The following is a 23643-nucleotide window of genomic DNA, read 5'->3' as shown; positions in this document are numbered from 1 at the left end:
CTCGTTTTTGCTCTGCTAAGCAAAGGCGAAATATATCAACCACGGAGGTAGATAATTATTGCAAATTAGTCTGTTTACTTTATTTTCTATCAGAACTATTATTTAGTCATGGGCTGAATTGATAAAAATTACTATTCAGGCTAGGCGGATAGAACTATGCCTAATTTGACCGTTTTCAGCCAAATAAATTAAATTATTTTCTTTTTTCCTCTTGACATCTTACCGTATTACTTTATTGTTTTGCCCGGCTTGTTACCAGACGAGCTGGGTTTTTCTATGCCAAAAACTAATAATTACAGAAATCGTTGTGGGCGTCTGTTGGATACCTCTTTTATATAATATACTGTTGCCAGCCAGCCCAGCTGGTTTATATTACATATCCGTCAGTGGCCAAATGGTAAGGCAAGGCGCAGAAAAGCCGGCTTGTTTGTCTGCTACCTGCACTACAGGTTCAAATCCTGTCTGACGGACCATATTGTTTTGAGGTGATTTGATGCCGGATATTATTAGAGGAGACAAAACTTGCAGCAGGTGTGGCAACAAATTTTTTTCTAAGTCTGCGACTAATGACATGGAAAATAATAAATTATGTTTTGGCTGCATCTTAGAATATTACAGATTTATTTTTAGTACTAATAAACGGCTAACAATGGAGGAATGGAAAAATGCCAAGAAGATTAAATAAGCCATGTTCTTACCCTGGTTGCCCTGAACTTGTTAGTGCTGGCAATACTTACTGCGAAAAGCACAGAAAGAAAACTAAAAAAGCTAGAGATAAAGAATATAACAAATATAAAAGGAATCCAAAGACTAGAAAGTTTTATGGATCATCAACCTGGAAGAAAGCCAGGGCTAGAAAATTATCTAAAGATCCGATTTGTGAATATTGTTTACCGGAAGATGTAACTCCAGCAACTGAAGTTGACCACATTATTCCAATTGAAGTTGATTGGTCATTGAGGTTAGTTGAAAGTAACTTTAAGAGTGCGTGCCACAGCTGCCATATGAAGAAGTCTGCTGAAGATAGGAGGAAGTATGATGAGCTCTAAACATCCATGTCCTTATCACGATACGCTCCGGTGCAGAATGATACAGCTTAGATATTATTTCAGACAATTATTAGATGAAATTGCCTGTGTTTTAGGTATTAATAGACTAATTTGCTGGTTAAACGACATTTTGAAGGGGGAGGGCGGGTAAAATCCCTGTAATCTGACGAATTTCTGTCGCGGCGTCAGGTTTAAACATACAATCGCGAATTAAACCATTAGGGGTTAAATGAAATATTTTACAAATTTGAGCACCTAAACAGGTGTTATTTTTATTTGAAAGGAGTGATGTTATGCCTCGTCCAGGAGCTAAATCTAAGCCAACAAAACTAAAGGTACTTCAAGGGAATCCAGGTAAAAGAAAAATTTCAGATAAAGAGCCAGATCCAACGCCGGTAGAAAAAATACCTGATCCTCCTCATTGGCTTGACTATTATGCAAAAAAAGAATGGAAAAGAGTTGCTAAAAAATTAATAGACATTGGCCTTCTTACTGAAATTGATTTATCAACTTTTACAATATATTGCCAGCGTTATGCAGAATGGATCAGAGCTGAACAAGCAATTATGGAACAAGGTATGACATTTGTTACTCCAAAAGGTTTTGTGCAGCAGAGGCCAGAGGTAGCAATAGCAAGAGATGCTGCAAAACAGCTTCGTATGTATGCAGAGGTGTTAGGACTTGCACCTGCTGCTAGAAGCGGATTAGAAATAAAACGCAATGATGATGGACCCTCTGTTGAAGAGATTTTAAATGGAAAGACTGGGTGATTAAATGCCACACCCAGTAACTGATTATGCTGAAGCAGTAATAGATAAAGAGATATTAGCCGGAAAGTATGTTAAATGGGCTTGTCAAAGACATTTAGATGATTTAAAAAGAGATGATGTTTATTTTGATGAGCAAGCAGCTAATAGAATTATTAACTTTTATAAATTAACTCCTCATGTAAAAGGAGAATTAGCCGGGAGGCCCATTGTACTAGAAGGCTGGCAAAAGTTTATTGTAGGTTCACTTTTTGGATGGAAAAAAGAAAATGGAACTAGAAAATACAGGGAAGCATATATTCAAGTTGCCAGAAAAAATGGTAAAACAACTTTAATGGCACCTATAGGTTTATATGGCATGAAATATGATAATGAGCCAGGCGCAGAAATATATTCTGCTGCTACTACTAGAGACCAGGCAAAAGAAATATTTGACCCAGCAAAAAGAATGGTTAGAAAATCTAAATACATTGATGATATTGAAACTTATAAAAATAATTTGTCTCATGTAGAAAGTTTTTCTAAATTTGAACCCTTGTCTGCTGATTATGATACTTTAGAAGGAAAAAACATTCATTATGGCTTGGTGGATGAGTTACATGCTCATCCAGATAGTGGCGTTTGGGATGTTTTAGCAGATGGTACTGGTTCAAGAAGACAACCTTTAATGATTGCTATAACTACAGCCGGATATAATCAAGAAAGTTTTTGTTATAAATATAGAAATTATTGTATAGATATTCTCGATCCAAATAAAGACGATTTTTTAGAAGATACACAGTTTGCTTATATAGCAGAGCTTGATGAAGAAGATGAATGGACCGATCCAAAAAATTGGATAAAAGCAAACCCTAACTTAAATATTTCTGTCAAAAAAGACAATATAGCTATGAGAATTAGCAAGGCTAAAAGAATGCCTTCTCAAAGAAATAGAATTATTTGCAAAAGGCTTAATATCTGGACTAATGCAGATAGCAGATGGATGGATATGGAAGAATGGGATAAATCAGCTGGCTATAATCTAGAAGAATTTGAAAATTTAAAAGAAGAATTAAAAGGAGAACCCTGTTATGCTGGTTTAGATTTATCTAAAAGAATAGACATAACAGCTTATGTGAAAGTATTTAAAAGAGAAGAAAATTTTATAGTTATACCCGAATTCTTTGTTCCTGAAGAAGCAATTGAGGAGAGGTCAAGAAAAGACGGAGTACCTTATGATGCATGGGCTAGACAAGGATTAATTAACACAACAGAAGGAAACGTAGTTGATTATGCCGCAATTGAAAATATGGTCTTAACAGATTATAAGCATTATGATATTCAAGAAGTTGCACATGATAGGTGGGGTGCAACTCAATTAGCCCAAAATTTAGACGCTGAAGGAATAACAATGGTCCCCTTTGGCCAAGGTTTTAGGAGCATGAGTTCTCCAATGAAAGAAGTAGAAAACCTTATTTTGCAAAATAGATTAATTCATTTTAATCATCCTGTTTTAAGGTGGATGGCTGATAATACCGTTGCTAAAACAGATCCATCCGAAAATATTAAACCTGATAAACGTAAAAGTAAAGAAAGAATTGACGGTATAGTTGCGATGATAATGGCAATAGGAAGAGCAATAACTAATGAAGGGAACGGAAAATCAATTTATGAAGAACGGGGGATCAGAACACTTTAAGGTAGGTGGTGTTAATGTGAATATAGATTTTAATGATATTTTATTTTTCATAGGATTAGGATTGTTAACAACAGGATTATGGATTTATTCGCCCGCTGTCAGTTTGACTGTAACAGGGGCTATTTTAATGCTTGCAGCATACGCCAGAACTGAGAGTGGAGGTGAAAAAGATTGAGTTTCTTATCAAAAATAAAAGAAAATAAAGCATCTCCGCCGAATGGCGACTCTAGTAGTTTATCTAACCCCGCTCAATGGTTGATTGACATGTTTAATCCTAATAGCACATCAGGTCAAAATGTAACAGAAGAAAGCGCAATGAATCATACTGGAGTTTATTCAGCTGTTAGAGTAATTGCTGAAACAATTGCGTCTTTACCTTTAAACGTATATGAAAACTTACCGAGTGGAGGAAAAAGAAAAGCAACAAATAATTACTTGTACTCAATACTTCATAGCAAACCAAATAAACTTATGACTTCTTTCACTTTCAGAGAAACAATGATGGCTCATTTATTATTGTGGGGTAACCATTACTCTCAACTAGAATTAGGAAACGACGGCAAAATTAAAGGAATATGGCCTTTGCTTCCAGGTCAAATGCAGGTTAAACGTCAAAATGATCGCTTGTATTACATCTACACGAAGGAAGGAGGCGGGCAGGTAACATTTGATCAGTCAGAAATATTGCATATTTCAGGACTTGGTTTTGATGGCTTAGTTGGAAAATCAGTTATAAAAATGGCTAGAGAAGCAATTGGTTTGGGATTATCTGCGGAAGAGTTTGGAGCAAGATTTTTTTCGCAGGGAGCACAACCCGGAGGAATAATTGAATATCCAGAAAAAATGAGTGATGAGGCTTATGAAAGATACAAAAGAGATGTCAATAAAAAGCATACAGGGTTAGGAAATTCTCATAAAATAATGGTCCTTGAAGAAGGCTTAAAATATCATCAAACAGGAATTGCCCCAGATGATGCTCAGTTTTTACAAACTAGAAAATTCCAGATTGAAGAAATAGCTAGGATTTTTAGATTGCCTCCTCATATGCTTGCTGATCTAGATAACGCTTCATTTTCAAATATAGAGCAGCAATCTATAGATTTTGTTGTTAATACAATAAGGCCTTGGTTAGTTAGAATTGAACAAGTCTTAAACGATAAATTAATTAGTAGCAGAAATAATAAAAATTATATTAAGTTTGTTGTCGAAGGATTATTAAGAGGAGATTCCGAGTCGCGAGGAAATTTCTATAAAACTATGTTTAATATCGGTGCAATGACAATCAATGATATAAGAGAAAAAGAAGACATAAATCCGTTACCTAATGGAGACGAATCTTTTGTCCCATTGAATATGGTACCTTTAAGCGAAATAAATCAACTAACCGAAGGTGAAGAAAGCAAAAATATAAAAAATAATTTTAGAGAGATTAGAGCTAAAAGAAATGCTGCTAAAAGAACAAATATCCGCAAAAGATTTAAACCATTATTTAAAAAATCTGCTGAAAAAATAATTAGTTCTGAAAATGAAAAAATCAAAGAAATATTAAAAGATGAATTAAAAAACAAAAAAAGAAACAGGCAAAATTTCAGAGATAAGATTGTAGAATACTATGATAATAAATTGCCTGAAGAAATAAAAAAAGAAATGGCGGCTGTTATTAACTCCTTAGCTGATGCGGTTGCGGAAGAAGCTGCTAAAGAAGTGAATTTAGATAGTTATGATATTAAAGATTTTCTTGATAACTATATCAGAAACATGTCTAAAAGTTATGCTGGTTATTCAAGAGGACAGCTGTTGTCTTTAATGGACGAAAATGAAACTGTTGAAGAAGCAATTAAAGCGATAGAAAAAAGGTTAAATGAATGGGAAGAAAAAAGAGCTAATAAATTATCAGAAAAGCAGGCAAACAAAGTAGAAGGCGCTGTTTCTAGAAAAATTTTTATTGCTGCTGGTTCTCAAGAATTAATTTGGATAGCAAATTCAGGGGCTTGTCCAATTTGTAAAGAACTTGACGGTAAAGTTATAGGAATAAAAGAAAGTTTTGTCAGCCCCGAAGAAACATTGCTCCCAGATGAGAAAAACTTTTCTCCTTCTACAGTAATAACGCATAATCCTTTGCATGATGAATGCGAATGCAGCATTTCAAGCTATTAAGGGAGGTGATTAAAATTCATGGATAAAGAAATTAGAGTGATGAAAACTAATTTTGAAGTAAAAAATGGCGAAGAAAACGAAAAAACAAAAGTTGTAGGTTACGCGGCTTTATTCGATGACCCTGCTGATGAAAACATGGGGTTTATTGAAAAAATTTCTCCAGGTGCTTTTGACAAAGCTTTAAAAAAGTCAGATACTAGAGCATTGATTAATCACAACCCAGAAAAGATTTTAGGTAGAGTTAAATCTGGGACCCTAAAATTAAAAGAAGATAGCAAGGGGTTATATTATGAAGTTGACCCGCCAGAAACAACATATGCACAAGATTTAATGAAATCTATGGATCGTGGAGATATTGATCAGTCAAGTTTTGGGTTCACTGTATCAGTAGAAAAATGGGATGATTCTGGAGATGTTCCTGTTAGAACTATTGTTGAAGTTGATGAATTATTTGATGTTAGCCCCGTCACTTATCCCTGGTATGAAAATACTGAATCCGGTTTAAAAAACAGGGAAAAAGTTTTTGAAGAGCATAAGGCTAATTATAAAGAAAAAGAAGTTAAAAATAATGAAGTTTTAAACAAAATAGTCAAAATGGAAATTAAGCATAAAATTGACTAAAAAAAATATTAAGAGGTGAATAAATTGGATAAAATAAACGAACTGAAATTTGAAAGAGGTAAAATTGTAGATAAGCTTAGAAAACTAAAGGACAAAGCGGAAGAAAAGAAATTAAGCTCTGATGATCTAACTAAATTCAGAAATTTAGAATCAGAATTTGATGACTTAAGCAGCAGAATTAAAATTCTGGAAAAAGACATTGATGTCAACAAAAGCAAAGCTAATGATGACATTAAGAATAAAAAAGGAAATGAAAGAGATGATGATGAGTTCAAAGATGCTTATTTCAAATATCTTCGTAGGGGTAGAGGCGATCTTTCTCGCGAAGAAAGAGTTACTTTAAATACACAAACTGGTTCAGAAGGCGGATTTTTAGCCCCAACCACTACTGAAAATAGAATTATTGAAAAACTAAAAGATTCCAATTTCATGTGGAGAAAAGCAAGAATTGAGCAAACTGCTTCTGATAAGAATATTCCTACTTCCGGAAATAAACCGCAGTTTGGTTGGATAGATGAATTAGGGAGTTATCCAGTTACTGATTCTGATTTTGGTCAAAACACAATTGGCGCTTGGAAAGTCGGAGGTATTCTAAAAGTATCTGAAGAATTGCTTTTTGATAATACTTATAATCTTGAAAACAGATTAATGACAGATTTTAATGATGCTGCAAGAGATAAATCAGAGACTGGCTTTGTTGTAGGTGATGGAGTTAAAAAACCTAGAGGATTAACATTAGATGCTCAAGTAGGTCATACTGCTGCTGCCGTCGATGCTGTAACATTTGATGAAATAATCAGACTAAAACATTCTCTAAGAACTCCTTATAGAAAAAGAGCTAGTTTTATATTAAATGATAATTCGGCACTTGCGCTGGCTTTATTAAAGAATAATGATGGTCAGTATATTTGGCGAGAGAGTATTACGGCGGGTGAACCTGACAGATTGCTTGGAAGACCAGTTGAGTACTCTGAAAATATGGCTGATATGGCTGCCGATGCTAAGCCTATTGCTTTTGGTGATATAAGTTATTACACAATCTATATCCGCAGAGGAATATTGATTCAAAGATTGAATGAAAAGTATGCTGACACTGGAGAGATTGGATTTAAAACTCACATGAGAGTAGATGGCGCATTAGAACTCCCAGAAGCTGTTCAAGTATTACAAATGGCATCTGTATAATAAAAAAATGGCGGGTTAATCACCCGCCTTTTATGGAGGTGAAAAAATGAAAATTAAATTTAAACAGGGTCTCGCTGGTCCAAATTATAATTATAATCCTGGTGATCAAGCAGATTTTGATGAAAAACAAGCTATTAGATTATGTGAAGCTGGCATAGCTGCTCCGGTAAAAATAGAAAATACAGAACAACAAGTTAAAAAACCTGCAGAAAATTCTACTAAAAAATACCCTCATCATAAAGGTGGAGGTTATTATGAATTAAGTAACGGGGAAACTATCCAGGGCAAAGATGAAGCGATAGCTGCAGAAAAAGAATTGGGGTGATTAAATGCCTCTAAATGAAAATTCTTTAACTACAGTCGATAGATTGAAGCTGCCAATAGACAATACAAGTATTGAAATCTATATAAATGCTGCAAGTGATGTAATAGAAAATTATTGCAACACTAAATTTAATAAAAAGCCCAGGAGTTTAAATTTAAAATCAGATGGCGGTAAATATCTCATGATCAATTACTGGAATATTGAATCAGTAGAACAGATCTTAAATGATGATGAAGAAATTACTGAATATACTATTTTAGCTGAAAAGGGTATGTTATACAAAAAAGATGAATGGCCTGAATTAGATGATTATGATTTAGAAGTTAATTTTACAGCCGGGTTTATTTTACCAAAAGATGCTACTGCAGAAAGTCCATCTACATTGCCGGGCGGAATAGAAAATGCCTGCATCTTAATTGCTCAAGATTTATATTGGGAACAGCAAAGAAATCCAATAATCGAAAGTCAGTCCAGAGGTGGTGTATCTACAAAATACTTAAGCAAAAGAGTTACTGTATATGAAAAACTACCAGGTCCGGCATTGGCTTTGCTTAAGAATTGGAGGTTTACTCCATGTTAATTAAAGATGAATCCTTTGAAACAGTTTTAATAAAAGAAAAAATTGAAAATGGTTACACAGATACTGAGACTGGGCAATGGGTTTCTGCAGGTGAAAAGTTAGTCGCCACTTGTGAAGCTGATATCCAACCTTCAAACTCTAATGTAAAACACACCGAAACGCAGACTGAATTTGAATCTGATCATATTATGTTTGTTAATAAAACAGATATAAATTATGAAGATTCATATTCAAAAATAAAAAAAGGATATGTGGCTATTGATGAAGCAGGAGATAAATATGATATTGTTTTCCCCGGCGATTGGCTTGAACACTTAGAAATAGAATTGAAAAGGAGTTAATTATGGAAGATGGCATTAGTGCAGAAATGCTTGGAGCTGAAGAAGCAATAGCAAATACTGAAGCTTTTTTGCAATCCGAAGAAAAAATGGTTGAAGAAGCAATAAAATTTCTTTTAGAAATGATGTATGAACATGCACAATTAACTGGAGACTATAATGACATAACCGGTGCTTTAAGAGCTAGTCTATCTATAAATATTGAAGCAATGGACACTTACAAAACTAAAGCAGAAGCATTATCTCATCTGCCAGAAAATAGAGAAGCAAAAGTAAAAGTTGATGGTGATGATTATATCGGTGCTTTATATGCTGGAATGTGGTATGCAGCTATTGTAGAAAGCAAAAAAGGATACAGCGTTATTCAGGGAACAATTGATAATTTTGAACCCTTAGCTGAACAATATCTTGCTTACAAAATGAATGCCAGGAGTGTTAGACAGCAAGCTGCTATCAGTCTGAAATACTATAACGGGTGATTAAATGAATGTAGATAAAATTTTAACGGCAGTCATACTCAGAATTTTAAATGACAAAAACATTATTGATGAAACTGATTTATCAGATATCCTCGGAGAATTAAAAGGAAACAAAGGTGCTAAAAAGCCAACTGGAGCGACTAACCCTTATTTTACTGTTAATAATATGCCAGTGAATAATAATCCCGATACTACTGCAAAAAACGGCACAATATTAATTAGTTGCTTTGTAGATAATTTAGACGGCGGAATTGCAGATACTCAAAAATTAGGAGAAGTTGGAAGCCGCCTTGAAGAATTGTTTGATGATAAACCTTTAGAGATTGAAGGTTATACTAACTATAATTTAGAAGTTAACTCAATTTCTAACCCTCAATTTGACCCTGATGATCCGGATGAACATTTTATTACTGTAAGGCTTGGATTTAACATTATTAAAAAATAAGAGGTGAATATAAATGCCAGGAACTAAAACAGAGTTAGATACTGAAAAAATTAATTTAGGACCATGTTTGGTTAAATATGGCGGCGTTGAATTAGGAAGAACAGAAGGAGAAACAATATTCAGATTTACTACTGAATATCAAACTGAATCGACTGAAGAAGATGGAGATGTTATGGATATTGTATTAAACCATAACGGAGAACTAGAAATTCCAATAGTTTATACTGACCCGGCATCTGTTGCAAAAACGATACCATGGGCAGAATTAACTACTGGAGCTAATGGAGACGATCTATTAAAAGTAGGATCAGCAATTGGAGAAGTAATGAACAATTATGCTGATGTAATTACTATACATCCATTGGCTAAAGATGATGCTGATAAGTCAGCAGATATTGTTCTGCCATCTGCTTATCCAATGCCACAGACATTAGAATTTGGTCACAGCAGAACAGGCAAAAGAATGAACAATACCAACTTTAAGTGTCAGAAAGATTCCAATGGAGATTACTTTACTCTTGGAGACAATTCTATTGTTGCTAAGCCGGTTGCAAGTGTTGAATCGGGAACTTATGATACAGCTCAAACAGTAGAATTAACATCCAGTACTACAGGAGCAGAAATTTATTATACTACTGATGGCACTGAGCCTACTACAGGCAGCACATTATATGCCGGTTCAATTACGGTTGATAGTGCTCAAGAAATCAAAGCGTTTGCAACTAAAGCAGATATGATTGATTCTGAAGTTGTCAGCTACTTTTATGCTGGTACATTAACTTAATAACAATTTAGCCCTGGGAAACCAGGGCTTTTATTATGAATCATAAAAATTGAAAGGAGAAATATTATGGCTAAAACTTTATCAAGAATTAAAAAAGTTGATATTACTACAGTAATTGATTCAGATGATGGTATAGAGGAAAAAACTATAACAATTAAAGTTAAAAAAGCTCCACTGGGTAAATGGAAGCAGCTAACCGACAATGTTAAAGTTCTTTTTGATTTGCTACCGGAAGTATTAGAAGAAAAAGGTATCGAAAACCCGCAAGAATATATGATGCAGATGAGCGAAAAAGAAATTATAAGTTATCTTCCTGATATGTTTAGAGTCGCGACTGATGAAGTAATCGACATACTTTCTTTAGGGGCTGGGGTAGATGTTGAAACTTTAGAAAATGAAGTGGGAATAGATGAGGCGGTAGAATTATTTGAAGCGGTTGTTGAAGTCAATAATTTAGTTAAGGTTGTGGAAAAGGGAAAAAACTTAATGAAGCTCCTGAAGAATATCAAGAACTAGATCCAGAAAAGCAGTTTGATCAATTAGTCTGGGATATTCATGAAATAACTAAAATGTCGAAAAATGAAGTTTTAAATCAAATATATCCAGATGAAATTGAATATATTTTTGATATTCAAAGGAGAAATGAATTAGAAAAATATACTGGTTATCTAAATCAGTTCATGGCTGCAAGCTCTGCTTTTGGCGGTGGAGATAATGCCAAAGAATATATTGAAGATTTGATTGATCACATTAATTTATTATCTGGGGATGAAGAAAGCAGCTCTAATATAGATGATTGGTATCAAGAATATGAAGAGCTAAAAGAAAAAGAAACTAAAACCATCAAAGATGAAAAACGTATTAAAGAATTGAAAGAGAAAATGAATAATCATATCGATAGTGAAATCAATAAACTTAAAGGTTTAAAAGATGCTCCAGGAGGTGCAGCAACTAATGGCTAATTTAGGTTCTCTAGTTTATTATATTCAAAACAAAAACGCTCAATTTAAACGTGGAATGAGAGAAAATCAGCAGGAAATTAAAAAATTAGATAGAGAAGCTAAAAGAAGCCAGGGAACTTTAAGGCAATATTCTGCTGCATTTAAAAAGACTGGGATGGCTTTAACAGCTTTTGGCGCAATAATAACCGGGGTAAGCTTTAAACTAGCTAAAATGGCATCTGATGCTAATGAGATACAGTCTAGGTTTAATTATGTTTTCGGTGAAATGTCGAAAGATGCGAATAAGTGGGCTGAAGATTTTGCGGATAGCTTTAATCAGTCAACTTCTGAAATTAAATCAATGATGGCTACATTACAGGATACACTCGTTCCGATGGGAGTAGCTGAAGAAAAGGCTTTCACACTAAATAAAACAATAACTCAATTAGCAATAGATATGAGTTCTTTCGCTAACGTACCTTTAGAACAGGCAATGAATGACATTCAAAGCGCAATTGTTGGACAATCAAGGCCAATGCGAAAGTATGGTTCTGTACTTACTGAAACACGTGTTAAAGCCAATGCTTTAAAAGAAGGTATTATTGATACTGATAGAGAGCTAACTGAACAGGAAAAGATATTATCAAGAGTTAACTTGATGATGCAGGACATGTCTAAAGCCCAGGGAGATTACAAAAGAACTCAGGACAGTTTTGCAAATAGATTAAGAGAAACTAGAAATTTATTAAAAAATATTGGTGAAGAAAGCGGAACTTATGTGTTGCCTCAGATAAGTGCATTATTAAGTCATGTTCAATCTGGTATTAACTGGTTTGACCAACTGCCAGCTCCTTTAAAAGAAGTTATAAGCCAGTTTGCTGTATGGTCAGGAATTATGGCAGGCATTGTTGGGCCCCTGGCATTATTCGTAGGATTTTTACCTCAAATAGCAGCAGGTTTATCAATGGTTAGCGGAGGCTTTGCACCTTTTTTAATTGGTGGAGCTGTAATAGCTGGCGTAACCAAACTTGTAAGTATTTTTAATGATTTAAATGATACTCAAGATGATAATTTGGAAAGCACTAAAAACCTTGTTGAAGAATATGAAAATTTAAGCAGTAAAGAAAATAAATCTAAAGAAGAAAAAGATAAACTTTTAGAGGTTTCCCAAGATTTAGCTGACTTATATCCAGATGCAATAGAGGGAATTAATGATGAAACTAACGCTTATGAAATTAATACTGAAAAAGTTTTAGAGAATGCTCGCGCTAAAAACCTAGAATATATGTCTAAAAACATCAGAAAAACAATTGACAAAATTGAAAAAGGAAAAGAAGAGTTGCAATATCAAAATGAAGAACTCGAAAGATTGGCTGACGGCTCTAAAGAATTAGATAAAGTTATAAGAGATGCTCAAGGTAAAGCTAGTGAAGTGGTTTATCAAGCTGGGTTTGGTGATAGGCTAAAAGAAGACATGTCTTTTGAGGATTATATAAGTTTAAATCAAGATAGTAATTTTAGAAAAAAATTAAAAGAAATGCCTAAAGAGTTTCAACTAATGTGGCAAGAAGCATTTGCAACATTAAAACAGAATTATGAAAATTCATTAGATATTAGCGGAATGATGAGTAAAAATAAAAAAGAAATTTCAAATTTAAATGATGAACTTGAAAAGTCGCAAAAACGGCTTGAAATTGTCAACCAAAGAGCTCAAGGGTTGATAACTGATAAAGAATTTGAAAAAAGGTTAGCAGCTTTATCTAACGATCCTGAAACGGAAAGCGAAAGCGGAAGTTCTGAGGAAGAAGATGAAACCGATCCAGAAAAAGCTGAGAAGTTAAAAGAATTTAAAAAAGAACTGCAGCAAGATATTGAAGATTATAATTTTGATAGAGAATTAAAAAATATTAAAAAAGAGTCTAGAAAAGCTCAAAAAGAGCTAGAAAGAGAAAGAGATGCAAAGTTGCTCACTGCTAAAAGTTTGGGCGCCAGTGAAGAACTTATTCAGGAAATAAAAGATTTTTATGAAAAAAGAATAGGAAATGCAATTCTAGATATAAGAGAAAAAAACAAAAAAGAATCACTAGATTCTGCTGAAGATTATATAAACCAGAGACTGCTCTTAGAAAAAGAAGGCAAAGAAAAAGAAATTGAACAGGTAGAGCAGTGGTTTAAAAGAGAAAAAGAAAAGCACAAAAATCAAACTAGAGCTCTGGAAGAGTTAAGGGAATTAAGAAATCAAAAGCTTTTAGATATAGAAAAAGAATATGCAGAAAAAGAACAACAACTACAAGATGAAATAACTGAAAATAAATATGAAGCTGGAAAAATATCGCTTGAAGAATATATAAATTATTTAAAGACCAGGCTAAAAGATTATAAAAAAATGACAGATGAATGGGTAGAGTTAAATGCTAAAATTAATGATTTAGAATGGGAATTAGGATTTCAGAATGAGACGACTACTGATTTTTACGGTTTATGGAAAACTGGCGGGTCCAGTGGCTCTGAAAATGAAGAATCGAAACCTTTAAACTGGCTAGTTGATTCTTTAGTAGAAATAGGATATGAAGTTGATCATGTAAATCGAAAATTTAAAGACTGGCAAGATAATCTGATTACTGGTTTATCTGATGCAATAGCTCGTGGCGAAAGCTTAGGAGATGTCTTTAAGAATTTAGCTAATCAAATATCATCTATGGTACTTCAAAAAGCAATAGTTGGCCCGATGGTAAATTGGGCTTTAGGCGGAATTGGTCTTGATGGAATTGCCCACAGTGGTGGCTTAGTCACCGTCAATGGTGTTGAAAGTTTAGATAATTTTCATGTAGGCGGAACTGTTGGTGGCAAAAAACTTAGGCCAGATGAAAAAGTTGTTAAAACTAAAGTCGGTGAATTAATCTTAACTGAAGATCAACAGCGAGGTGCAATTAATGCTCAAGGGGGCGGCGGAGACAATGTTGAAGTGTATCAGATAAATTCTCCTGATGCCCAGTCATTCCAAAGACTATTAAAACAAAATAAAGCGACTATAGTAAATATTGCAGGGGAAGACATAATGGCAAACGGTAAGCTGAGAAAAATAATGCAGAAATTCATTTAATGGGAGGTGGTCTTTTTGGAAAAATTCCAATTTAGCCATAACAATGAATGGACAGACGGAATAAAATTTAAAACACTTGTCACAGAATTCGAAGGCGGCAAAGAGCAAAGAAGAACAAAAGGACTGCCTAGACGTTTTTTTAGACTTAACTTTGAGAAATCAACAATGACATCTGATCATGCTAATTATATCTATAATTTTTTCGTAGCTAGAAAAGGAAAGACTGAAGCATTTTTATGGGATTATGAAAAAGACGATGGGACCATTGAAGAAGTAACAGTTAGATTTGACCAAGATGAGCTAGAAAGAACAGTTTTTATGAATTATATTTATAGGTTTGGTCTTAAAATGATAGAGGTGTTATAAAATGCCTAAAACACTGCCGCCAGATATAATTGAAGAAAAAAATAAAGATTATAACTGGCCTATAGAGCTTTATCAAATTTTTCTTGATGAAGAAACATTGTATTTTGCTATGTTTCCTAAAAATATAGAGTTTTTTGATGAAAATGGAAATCCACAAACTTATTATGCTGCATCAATAAGCCGGTCGGAAATAAATAAAAACAACAATACTTCCCCAGACTCAGTAACAATCACTTTTGATAATGTTATGAAAGAATTCTCTGATTTAATTGCAAATGTAAACTTTGAAGGCAGAGAAATGACAATCTGGCAAGTTTTTAAAAACAGGCTAGATAAACCAGAAAACTATAGAGAATTATTCACAAAAGGCGAAATAGACTCTTTCGGTACTGATGATTATAATTTTACAGTTGAATTAAGATCTAACTTAGATAAATTAGAATTGCAGCTACCTGGCGGAACTTATGGGATTAATTGTTCTTGGCCTGGCGGTTTTGGAGGGGAAGGGTGCGGCTATAATGTACCCACTCTAGAAGGAACTGTTGATAGCATAGTAAATCAAAGAGTTTATGATAGCAAAATGAATCAGCCTGCAGACCGTTGGAAACACGGAACTATTAAAATAGGAAACGAAAGCAGAAAAATTGTTTACTCAGCCAGTGGGTTTGTCGATGTTGAATATCCATTTCAAAGAGCTCAGCCAGGAGATAACTATCAACTTGAAGCTGGGTGTGATTTTACCTGGAATGGAGGTCATGGCTGTAAGTACTGGGGCAATCAAAAATATTACAGAGGTTTTCTCGATATTCCAAAGATCAGGAATGTGAGGTTGGTTGATTAATGAACCCAGAAAAGTATCTTAATAAAAAATATAAGTTTAATGGTAGAGGAAAAGGTGGTTATGATTGCTTAGGTTTAGTTGTTGATTTTTTAGCTGATAACGGCGTCATTTTGCCAGATACTGACGGCAGGATTATAGAATCTGATTGGATGACAAAAGATAAAAACAGACTTCCGAATGGATTAAGTTTATATTGTGATCAAGTAAATATCAAAGACAAGCAACCCTTAGATGTGGTTGTTTTTTTAATTGGCGGGATTCCAAGACATGCCGGCGTCCTAATCGATGATTATAAATTTATACACATATTTGATAATTCGACAGCAAGAATCAGTAAATTTGATAAGTGGAAAAAAAGATTACATTCAATCTGGAGAGTGAGGTGAGCAAGCAATGGGAGTAGGAGCTTTAGTAGGAATAGCAGCAGGAGCTGCAGCGGCTAGTACTGCAGCAGGAGTTACAGTAGCGGCCGGAGCAATGATTGGTTTTTCAGTTGGTAACTCTTACGATAATTATAAAGAGGCCAAAGAATTCCAAGAAAGCATGAATCAGTCAAAGAATTCACCAACTTATAGTTTTGGCCCGATATCTAATACTAAATCACATCAAATCCCGATACCTGTAGCTTATGGCCGCAATCTTGCAGCAGGGAATATAATCAACCAAAAAATTCACGGCAAAAATGATAGATACATGGATCTCCAGGTTGGAATTTCCGAAGGACCAATTGAAAGCATTTCAGAAATTAAAGCAGATGATAAAGATGTTTCTGCAGAGGTTAAGTTAGGCTACCGAAGTCAAACAGCCTGGAGCAAAAATGAACACGGACAAACCTTCCCATATCTTGCTTATTATTCACTAACCTTAGATGCAGAAAAATTAAAGACATCAGGTACTCCAACAATGACCGCGATAATCAAAGGACGTCACGTTAGAGTGTGGACCGGAAGTAGATGGGTCACTAAATACAGCAATAACCCTGTTTGGTGTGTTTTAGATTTCTTAACAAATAAAAGATTTGGTTTTGGAGTTAAAGACAAGTTTATTAATTTTGATTCATTCAAGGAAGCGGCTGAATATGCAGATGAAATAGTAGATGGGGAAAGAAGATTTGAACTAGATTTTATGATTGACGCAAAAAGTTCAGCGCTTGACATATTAAATGAAATACTTTCTACTTTTAGAGCTTTTTTAATTTATTCAAACGGGCAGCTAAAATTAAAAATTGATAAACCAGAGATAGCAGCTCAAAGCTTTACATTTGAAGAACATATTATTGCAGAAAGTTTTGTTAGATCAAGAACATCAAGAAAAGATAGATATGAATCAGTAATTGTAGAATATACAGACCCTAACGAAAACTTTGAAACAATCGGGGCTAGATTTTTAGATAAGAGTGTTCCCGGGGAAACGATTAAAACAATAACTTTAAACGGTGTAAATCGATTTAGTCAGGCTGGTAGAGAGGCGCGGTATTATCAAAAGAAATCGAAGTATTGCGTAGAAGTTATAAACTTCAAAGCCGGCATAAATTCAGTTGAGGCGGAAGTTGGGGATAAAGTTCTAATAACTCATCCAAGACCAGGCTGGACCGACAAACCGTTTAGAATTATGGAAATCAGCGAAAGTGAAAATGAAGAGCTTGCTATTACTGCTGTCGAATATAACGAAGCGATATACACTGATAATGGTATAGTGCAGCAAGAAAACTACGGCTCAGAATTGGAAAACCCTCTGGAAGCTCCTAGAGAAGTATCTGATCTAAAAGTATCAGAATATGGATATACAACTGTAGATGGAAATCTAATGTCAAATCTGATTGTTGAGTTCAGCACTCCAGATGATGAAAGATTTTCCAAAGCAATAATTGATATATCTGAAAACGGCGGGCCTTATAGAATCAGAGGAGAAACAGAGGGCGGTAGTTTCGAAATTGAAAATCTTAAAGTCAATGTGTCTTATCAAGTTAGAGTGCGAACTGTTTCTAAATACAGAAGCATAACCAGTGACGGTATTATTTCAAGGGATATTATTATATCCGGTAAAGATAACAAGCCTGCAGCACCCGAGACTCTGCAAGTCGCTCAAAAAGGTGCAAAATTAATATTCAAATGGCAGGAAGTAAATGAACCCGATGTTTTAGGTTATGAAATCAGAAAAGGAACAGACTGGGGCAACGGTGAAGTTCTCGGAACTAAACTCACTGGAGACAGATGGACTTCTGAGAACGAAATTGATGGAACTCATATGTATATGATTAAGACGATTGATAGAGTAAGGCAGTATTCAAGCAGCTTTACTTCTGCAATTTTTGAAGTTTCAGGGACCGGCCAGGAGCTTAACATAATTATCGAAAGAAATGAACTTGATTATATAGATAATGCAACACTAGATAATATAGATAATATTAACGGCAAGATAGCGTTTTTCCACATGTATAATCTAGAAGACTTAGCCGGCTATAATCTTGATGATTGGCCTGATATTCCTGCTTTTGCAAACGGCTTACCTGATTATGATTTTAACGCTGAATATATGACAGAAATTATCGATACAGTCAGAGTTGGCCGGACAGATATAAGGCTCAAAAAAGATTGGTTTTTCCAAGACTCAGGATTAAGTTTGCTGAGTTTTCCTAATCGCGGACTTGATGATTTCCCTAATAATAGTTTAGACAATCCACCTGCTATTTATGAGACTGAAATATATGTAAGGTTTTCCGATGATAATGTGGAATGGTCAGATTGGCAGACATACATGACTGGAGAATACAAATTTAGATACTGCCAGTTTAAATTTACTTTTCAGCTGGAGACAGAAACTGCTGAATTTGAGCTTAATGAAATTAAACAGTTTTTTGATGTCCCTGATTTAGAATTAGAAATTGATAATCTGTCAGTACCAGTTGGTGGAAAAACAATTAATTATAGCGATTACGGAATAAAATATTATGAAATTCCCAGAGGCTATAATTATTACTTGCTGCAGGATGGATCAACAATGAAATATGCTGATTTTCAAAACAAAACTATAGATAGTGTAGATGTAGTTATCAAAGACATTAACAATAATGATGTTGGAGGAACTGCAGAAAAGATTATAATCGAAGGATATTAAAGGAGTGATGACATGTCTCAAGATTTTGATATAAGAACGACAAATAAAGACGGGCTTGATGCTAATGGCCCTGGCCTTAAACAAGTTTTATATGGCAACTTTTTAGCTCTTGTTACTCAATTTGCAGGAGAAACGGCGCCAGCCGACACTTATCAGGGAATGCCCTGGCTAGACATTTCAGAAGGCTGGACAAATGCAAAAATGAAGTTTTGGAATGGTTCAGAGTGGGTGCTGCAGAATGAATATAATCCATATATTAAGGATTTAAGAGTTTCGAGAGGTACAAAAAACACTCTATGGGAGCGGCTAGAAGTTGCTCTTAATGAAGATGGAACAATCAAATCTGACCTTGCTGAAAATATGACTGAATGGATTGACAGCACATTATCGGCAACTTATGTAAGCGCTGATACTTTTACGGTGCCTGGCGATTATACGGATGTGTTTGTAGTCAACAGAAAAATTAAAGCGACATTAGATGCTGAAAGCATTTATTCTGCTGTAAAATCAGCAAATTATAGTTCTGCTGATGATGAAACAACTGTAGTGCTGTTTGATACAGTGATAGACGCAACAATAACAAAAATAGAACACGGGATTGTGAAAGCTGGCCCGGAAGGTTCAAACCCAGAAAATAACTTGATAGACGAAACAACAGGCGATATTTACGAGCTAAAAATGATTGACGGCTCATTAGCAATGGAGGTTAGATAATATATGAGAGGATTTCCGAAAGTACTTAACTCAAGACAAGACTATGAAAATATAATCAGTGATTTTGGGTATACAGCAAAAGTAAAACGGGCATATGAAGGACTGCTTAATACAGCAGAAAAATATGAGTTCGACAAAGAGCTTGCAGCAGAATCTGATAGAACTGGACCCGCTCCTGAGTACAAAGTTATGACTCAGGAAGAAGAAGGGACAGAAAAGATAGTGCAATATAAATTAGTAAATAATCCAGATGGTAAAATATTTAAACTAGGATTTACAATTGGAGAAGTAGAGGAAGTGATTGCACAATGTTAAGTTTTGTAGGAGCAGATACACCAAGCTTTATAGATATCAAGGGTAAAATAGAAAAAAGTGCAGATGATGAAATTACAGTGCCGCCTCTTGCTTTGAGAATAGATCGCCAAAATCTCAAAAAAGAGACTGATACTATTTTGACTGCTGCAGATAGTGATGGTAGTTTCGTAAGCTTTGCTCTTGGTGAAAATTATTATATATATGCTTTGCAGCCATCAGCTGATGCAGAGCCCGATTTTGTTATTTCTATCAACTCTACTTATCCAGACGGGTATACAGAAAATAATAGCAGAAAAATTGGTGGTTTTCATTATGGCCGCATCAGAACAAACGCTCAAAGATATGATGATACAGCCTCAATTGCAGTTAATATACTGCCAAACTCAGTCTGGTCATTGAACTACAGACCTGCCTGTGACCCTACTGGAATGGTCAAGGTATCAAACTTTTGGGCTGATATATATATTGCAAGTGAAGGCAGCGGAACCTGGCCGGAAACTGAACTTGTGAGTGAATACAATGCGACCCCGGTCTCAGGAACTGAGGGTTATAATGATTATGATTTCATTAGGGGTCTTGCAAATGTCAACAAAAGAAAATTAACCAGGCAGGAATGGTTAATGGCTGCCTATGGTAGCCCAGAAGGCCACGAAAATGATAATAATGCCGCTTGGTCTAGTTCAAGTAATTCAGGTCGAACTTCAACTGGAACTGTAGAACAAGCAGTTTCTTGCTATAACCTTGTAGATTGCGCTGGTAACCTTTGGGAAAGATTAGACGAGTATACTTACAGAAATACCGGCTCAACATCGTTTGACTGGTATGATGTACTTAATGCAGGCAAAGACAGTTCTCATCAGCATGGAGAAGCTTACATGCAAAACAATGTTGCTATTATCGGCCTCCTCGCCGGTGGCGACTTCATCAATGGTGGCCTCTGCGGTGCTCGGGCGGGCGACTCGAGCAATTACCCGTGGAACGTGAGCACTAGGATTGGCGTGCGTGGCGCCTGTGCTCATCAGAGTACCTGATAATCTGAAATTGGTTTTTGGTTAGTTTTTGAATTTAAGGGGTGGTGATTTGGCAGACACAGATGATTTTGTGCTTTTAGGAAAAGATAAAAAGAAGCTTCATACTATCAGGCAAGAAATAGAAATTTTTCTTGAAGATTATCTCCAGCTGCAGCTTAACAACAAAACTACTGTTGATAATATATGGAATGGAATAGATTTTTGCGGATATGTAACTTACCCACCATATCGCAAACTGAGAAAATCGACTAAAAAGAAAATGAAAAAGAAATTGAAATACTTACAGAAAAAATATTATGAAGAGGAGGTGACTTTAGAAGATATTAGAGCGAGTGTTAATTCTTATCTGGGAATTTTAAAACACTGCAATAGTTATAATCTTACAATGTCAGTGATAAGAAAATTAGATGATCATATACTGGAGCAATTGGATTTAGGCGACCGGTTAGAATTAAAAAATTGATGTGATACAGATAAACAAAAACTTTTGCCCCATAGGCGGGGCTGTTTTGAGGTGGAAAAGTTGAATGCAAAGTGGAGACCGTTTATAGACGAAATTATTTATTATTGGAACAAATTTTTTGAGCATACAGCAATTAAAGGTTTTTTGGCGGCAGGGGGAACTGTAATTACTATGATATTCGGTGATATGAATGCAGCAATGCAGGGTTTTTTGATACTGTTGGCAGCTGATTATATAACAGGTTTAACAAAAGCTGCCAAAAGAGGTCAATTATCAAGCTGGATGTCAAGAAAAGGTTGGGGGAAACTAGCAACTTATTCAATTGTGATTTCTTTGGGACATTTAATTACTCAAATAGGAATGACAGGCATGAGAGATTTTGTTCTCCTTTGGGCCGGAACTACTGAAGCAATATCTATACTTGAAAACTGTGACGAACTTGGCGTTGTAATTCCTGATTTTATGCGAGAAAAATTATTAAATACCAAAGAAAATAAATTTGGAGAGGAGATAGATAAATGAAAATAGCAATTTTAGCCGGACATGGTGGTTCTGACTCGGGAGCTGTTGATCCAATCGAAAAAGAACAGAATGATGGCATATATCAGGATGATATTTATACTGAAGAAAGTGATGTGAATTTAAAGGCTGCTAAAATTTTAGAAAAAATATTAACTAATAATGGTCATGAAGTTTTTATGGCCAGAGATAGAGATGTTTATATCAGTCTGCAGAATAGAACTCATTTTGCAAATGATAACAATGCTGATATAGTAATCTCTTTGCATGCTAATGCTGCAGCAAATAGTGCTGCTGAAGGAATTGAGACTCTTCATTACCCAGGCAGTGAGAATGGCCAGAAATTAGCTAATAATGTGCAAAAAAGAATGATTAAAGCAAGTAATGCAACTGATAGGGGCATTAAAGAAAGAGATAATCTCTATGTGCTTAGGAAAACATTAATGCCTGCTGTACTTGTTGAAATGGGATTCTTAACCAACCCCAAAGAAGAGCATCTGCTTAACGAAAGAGAATATTTATATCTACTAATGGAAGCAGTTGCAGCTGGAGTTGATGATTATGAGCGAGAATAAAGAAAAAGAAGTTAATGAAGTCAACTTAAAAGAAGATTCAAATGATAACGGAGTACCGGACTGGGTAGAAGCTGCAGCTACATATCTAATAGCTAGTATTTGTGTTGGTATAGCTGTAGCTGGTTATGCAAGACAGGATTTAGATGACCCAGTGATTAAATGGCTGTTAGGATTTGCTGTTGTTTTGACAGGAGAAAGAGACGCTATCAAAGCATTTGTTAAAAGTAAGGTGTGATAAAATGCTAAAAACTAAGCATAAAATAATATTAATTGTAATTGCTGCATTGTTAGTCATTGGAGCTCTATTTTTTGGAGGTTGGCAACTGGCTTCTCTTTTAGGTATTGGAGCTGCAGCTGGTGGCTATAAAGTTGCAAGCAAACAGGTCCAGAAGCAAGCTGATCAGGAAAAAGAAGTGGTCAATGAAGCAGAAAAAGATATTGATGAGCGAAAAGAGAAAGACCAGGAGTTGCAGCAGGAAGCTGAAAATCGCAAAGAAAAAGTAGAGGAACTTAATAATAATCAAAAGGACCGGCAGGAAAGAGCCGAAAGTTTAGAGGATAGGTTAAGCAAACACGAAGAAGGCGATAACAATTAAACGCCTACTAATATTTTTAATAGTTTTGTTTTTGCTTTTTATGCCTATTGTTGTCAATGCTCAGGAGTTAGATCCGCCTGAAGAATATGATCAGCTCCTGGAAGATTATCGCGACATGTATGATATCGCTCAGAAATATAAAAAGTTGTATGAAGAAGCTGAGCGTGATGTTACCGAATATAAAAAATTATACAACCAGGCGGAAGCCGATGTTGAGGAATACAGGCAATTATATAAATCAGCTGAGGAGAACAATCGAAAGTTAATAGATTCTAATAACAGATTACAGGATTTGATTGATACTCAAAAAGATATGATTGACGATATATTAAATAAAAAAGAAATTGGAATAATAACAGGGGTCAATGTGGTCCCTGCTAATATAAAAAATAGTGGAATAATTCTTGGATTTGATTTTCAGTTTTAAGTTTTGAAGTTTTGCATTAAAACAAGATATATAGTAAACTGTACTATAATGTAGATAAAATATTTTTAAAAAAATTTGCTCTGCAGGCAGCTCGCAGGCAAGAACCATTAGAGTCTAATTTATAGCAAATAAAAAAAGAGCCCAAAAAGGACTCTTATCACTGCTATATCAATGGTGCGAAAGGAGGGATTCGAACCCTCACGGTCGTGAGACCACTAGACCCTGAA

At 35.0% G+C, this 23643-nt stretch carries 30 protein-coding genes and 1 tRNA gene; all 31 read left to right on the top strand.

The window, feature by feature from the left end; translation table 11 throughout:
- The first annotated feature begins 380 nt into the window (after nucleotides 1–380).
- The 31 genes from BMZ74_RS11785 to BMZ74_RS11640 all read left to right on the top strand — a co-directional run bounded on the left by BMZ74_RS11785 (nucleotide 381) and on the right by BMZ74_RS11640 (nucleotide 23416).
- Nucleotides 381–473: transfer RNA gene (locus BMZ74_RS11785), tRNA-OTHER, on the top strand.
- Nucleotides 474–493: 20 nt separating this feature from the next.
- Nucleotides 494–685 (top strand): hypothetical protein, encoded by a 192-nt coding sequence (locus tag BMZ74_RS11780; protein ID WP_089862428.1) that lies wholly within the window; start codon nucleotides 494–496, stop codon nucleotides 683–685.
- The gene (locus BMZ74_RS11775; RefSeq protein ID WP_089862427.1) at nucleotides 666–1049 is read left to right on the top strand and encodes an HNH endonuclease; all 384 of its coding nucleotides are present in this window, start codon (nucleotides 666–668) and stop codon (nucleotides 1047–1049) included. Before BMZ74_RS11780 ends, BMZ74_RS11775 begins: the two co-directional genes overlap by 20 nt.
- Before the next feature lie 293 nt (nucleotides 1050–1342).
- Nucleotides 1343–1819, top strand: coding sequence for a phage terminase small subunit P27 family (locus tag BMZ74_RS11770; RefSeq protein ID WP_089862426.1), 477 nt, complete (start codon nucleotides 1343–1345; stop codon nucleotides 1817–1819).
- 4 nt (nucleotides 1820–1823) lie between these two features.
- Complete coding sequence (locus tag BMZ74_RS11765) at nucleotides 1824–3494, top strand: terminase large subunit (RefSeq protein WP_089862425.1); 1671 nt, start codon at nucleotides 1824–1826, stop codon at nucleotides 3492–3494.
- A gap of 16 nt (nucleotides 3495–3510) precedes the next feature.
- Entirely contained in the window at nucleotides 3511–3669 is a 159-nt protein-coding gene (locus BMZ74_RS14380) for a hypothetical protein (RefSeq protein WP_177181442.1), read from the top strand.
- Nucleotides 3666–5651 (top strand): phage portal protein, encoded by a 1986-nt coding sequence (locus tag BMZ74_RS11760; protein ID WP_177181441.1) that lies wholly within the window; start codon nucleotides 3666–3668, stop codon nucleotides 5649–5651. Before BMZ74_RS14380 ends, BMZ74_RS11760 begins: the two co-directional genes overlap by 4 nt.
- Before the next feature lie 18 nt (nucleotides 5652–5669).
- The gene (locus tag BMZ74_RS11755) at nucleotides 5670–6272 is read left to right on the top strand and encodes an HK97 family phage prohead protease (protein ID WP_089862424.1); all 603 of its coding nucleotides are present in this window, start codon (nucleotides 5670–5672) and stop codon (nucleotides 6270–6272) included.
- Nucleotides 6273–6296: 24 nt separating this feature from the next.
- Nucleotides 6297–7457 (top strand): phage major capsid protein, encoded by a 1161-nt coding sequence (locus BMZ74_RS11750; protein ID WP_177181440.1) that lies wholly within the window; start codon nucleotides 6297–6299, stop codon nucleotides 7455–7457.
- 46 nt (nucleotides 7458–7503) lie between these two features.
- Nucleotides 7504–7782 carry a hypothetical protein gene (locus BMZ74_RS14375; RefSeq protein WP_143070169.1) on the top strand — a complete coding sequence of 93 codons (279 nt, stop codon included), beginning with the start codon at nucleotides 7504–7506 and terminating at the stop codon, nucleotides 7780–7782.
- Nucleotides 7783–7786: 4 nt separating this feature from the next.
- A complete protein-coding gene (locus BMZ74_RS11740; RefSeq protein ID WP_089862422.1) occupies nucleotides 7787–8362 on the top strand; it encodes a hypothetical protein in 576 nt (191 codons plus the stop codon).
- Complete coding sequence (locus tag BMZ74_RS11735; protein ID WP_089862421.1) at nucleotides 8356–8703, top strand: hypothetical protein; 348 nt, start codon at nucleotides 8356–8358, stop codon at nucleotides 8701–8703. Before BMZ74_RS11740 ends, BMZ74_RS11735 begins: the two co-directional genes overlap by 7 nt.
- Before the next feature lie 2 nt (nucleotides 8704–8705).
- Nucleotides 8706–9179: a hypothetical protein gene (locus tag BMZ74_RS11730; RefSeq protein WP_089862420.1), complete on the top strand. Its 474-nt coding sequence runs from the start codon at nucleotides 8706–8708 to the stop codon at nucleotides 9177–9179.
- Between the two features lie 4 nt (nucleotides 9180–9183).
- The gene (locus BMZ74_RS11725; RefSeq protein WP_089862419.1) at nucleotides 9184–9624 is read left to right on the top strand and encodes a hypothetical protein; all 441 of its coding nucleotides are present in this window, start codon (nucleotides 9184–9186) and stop codon (nucleotides 9622–9624) included.
- Between the two features lie 13 nt (nucleotides 9625–9637).
- The gene (locus BMZ74_RS11720; protein WP_089862418.1) at nucleotides 9638–10408 is read left to right on the top strand and encodes a chitobiase/beta-hexosaminidase C-terminal domain-containing protein; all 771 of its coding nucleotides are present in this window, start codon (nucleotides 9638–9640) and stop codon (nucleotides 10406–10408) included.
- 66 nt (nucleotides 10409–10474) lie between these two features.
- The gene (locus tag BMZ74_RS11715) at nucleotides 10475–10924 is read left to right on the top strand and encodes a hypothetical protein (RefSeq protein ID WP_089862417.1); all 450 of its coding nucleotides are present in this window, start codon (nucleotides 10475–10477) and stop codon (nucleotides 10922–10924) included.
- Nucleotides 10925–10977: 53 nt separating this feature from the next.
- Nucleotides 10978–11370, top strand: coding sequence for a hypothetical protein (locus tag BMZ74_RS11710; protein WP_089862416.1), 393 nt, complete (start codon nucleotides 10978–10980; stop codon nucleotides 11368–11370).
- Complete coding sequence (locus BMZ74_RS11705) at nucleotides 11363–14452, top strand: coiled-coil domain-containing protein (protein WP_089862415.1); 3090 nt, start codon at nucleotides 11363–11365, stop codon at nucleotides 14450–14452. Before BMZ74_RS11710 ends, BMZ74_RS11705 begins: the two co-directional genes overlap by 8 nt.
- A 15-nt stretch (nucleotides 14453–14467) precedes the next feature.
- Nucleotides 14468–14818 (top strand): phage tail protein, encoded by a 351-nt coding sequence (locus BMZ74_RS11700; RefSeq protein ID WP_089862414.1) that lies wholly within the window; start codon nucleotides 14468–14470, stop codon nucleotides 14816–14818.
- Nucleotide 14819: 1 nt separating this feature from the next.
- Nucleotides 14820–15659, top strand: coding sequence for a baseplate hub domain-containing protein (locus BMZ74_RS11695; RefSeq protein ID WP_089862413.1), 840 nt, complete (start codon nucleotides 14820–14822; stop codon nucleotides 15657–15659).
- Complete coding sequence (locus BMZ74_RS11690) at nucleotides 15659–16045, top strand: C40 family peptidase (RefSeq protein ID WP_089862412.1); 387 nt, start codon at nucleotides 15659–15661, stop codon at nucleotides 16043–16045. The genes BMZ74_RS11695 and BMZ74_RS11690 overlap by 1 nt, the downstream gene beginning before the upstream one ends.
- Nucleotides 16046–16052: 7 nt before the next feature.
- Nucleotides 16053–18776 (top strand): phage tail protein, encoded by a 2724-nt coding sequence (locus BMZ74_RS11685; RefSeq protein ID WP_089862411.1) that lies wholly within the window; start codon nucleotides 16053–16055, stop codon nucleotides 18774–18776.
- Nucleotides 18777–18788: 12 nt separating this feature from the next.
- Nucleotides 18789–19490, top strand: a complete 702-nt coding sequence (locus BMZ74_RS11680) for a hypothetical protein (RefSeq protein ID WP_089862410.1) — start codon at nucleotides 18789–18791, stop codon at nucleotides 19488–19490.
- Between the two features lie 3 nt (nucleotides 19491–19493).
- The gene (locus tag BMZ74_RS11675) at nucleotides 19494–19805 is read left to right on the top strand and encodes a hypothetical protein (RefSeq protein WP_089862409.1); all 312 of its coding nucleotides are present in this window, start codon (nucleotides 19494–19496) and stop codon (nucleotides 19803–19805) included.
- Nucleotides 19799–20836, top strand: a complete 1038-nt coding sequence (locus BMZ74_RS11670) for a phage major tropism determinant (RefSeq protein WP_089862408.1) — start codon at nucleotides 19799–19801, stop codon at nucleotides 20834–20836. The genes BMZ74_RS11675 and BMZ74_RS11670 overlap by 7 nt, the downstream gene beginning before the upstream one ends.
- A gap of 28 nt (nucleotides 20837–20864) precedes the next feature.
- Nucleotides 20865–21299, top strand: coding sequence for an RNA-dependent RNA polymerase family protein (locus BMZ74_RS11665; RefSeq protein ID WP_177181439.1), 435 nt, complete (start codon nucleotides 20865–20867; stop codon nucleotides 21297–21299).
- A 60-nt stretch (nucleotides 21300–21359) separates the two neighbouring features.
- The gene (locus BMZ74_RS11660; protein ID WP_089862406.1) at nucleotides 21360–21821 is read left to right on the top strand and encodes a phage holin family protein; all 462 of its coding nucleotides are present in this window, start codon (nucleotides 21360–21362) and stop codon (nucleotides 21819–21821) included.
- Complete coding sequence (locus tag BMZ74_RS11655) at nucleotides 21818–22393, top strand: N-acetylmuramoyl-L-alanine amidase family protein (protein WP_089862405.1); 576 nt, start codon at nucleotides 21818–21820, stop codon at nucleotides 22391–22393. Before BMZ74_RS11660 ends, BMZ74_RS11655 begins: the two co-directional genes overlap by 4 nt.
- Nucleotides 22380–22628 carry a hypothetical protein gene (locus BMZ74_RS11650; RefSeq protein WP_089862404.1) on the top strand — a complete coding sequence of 83 codons (249 nt, stop codon included), beginning with the start codon at nucleotides 22380–22382 and terminating at the stop codon, nucleotides 22626–22628. Before BMZ74_RS11655 ends, BMZ74_RS11650 begins: the two co-directional genes overlap by 14 nt.
- Nucleotides 22629–22632: 4 nt before the next feature.
- Nucleotides 22633–22989 carry a hypothetical protein gene (locus BMZ74_RS11645; RefSeq protein ID WP_089862403.1) on the top strand — a complete coding sequence of 119 codons (357 nt, stop codon included), beginning with the start codon at nucleotides 22633–22635 and terminating at the stop codon, nucleotides 22987–22989.
- Nucleotides 22990–23029: 40 nt separating this feature from the next.
- A complete protein-coding gene (locus BMZ74_RS11640) occupies nucleotides 23030–23416 on the top strand; it encodes a hypothetical protein (RefSeq protein WP_143070167.1) in 387 nt (128 codons plus the stop codon).
- Nucleotides 23417–23643 lie beyond the last annotated feature (227 nt).

Origin of the sequence: Halanaerobium salsuginis, assembly GCF_900114545.1 — a bacterium.
Taxonomy (GTDB): Bacteria; Bacillota; Halanaerobiia; order Halanaerobiales; family Halanaerobiaceae; genus Halanaerobium; species Halanaerobium salsuginis.
Note: the sequence above shows the minus strand (reverse complement) of the source record. Positions and strands in the feature narration are given on the sequence as shown.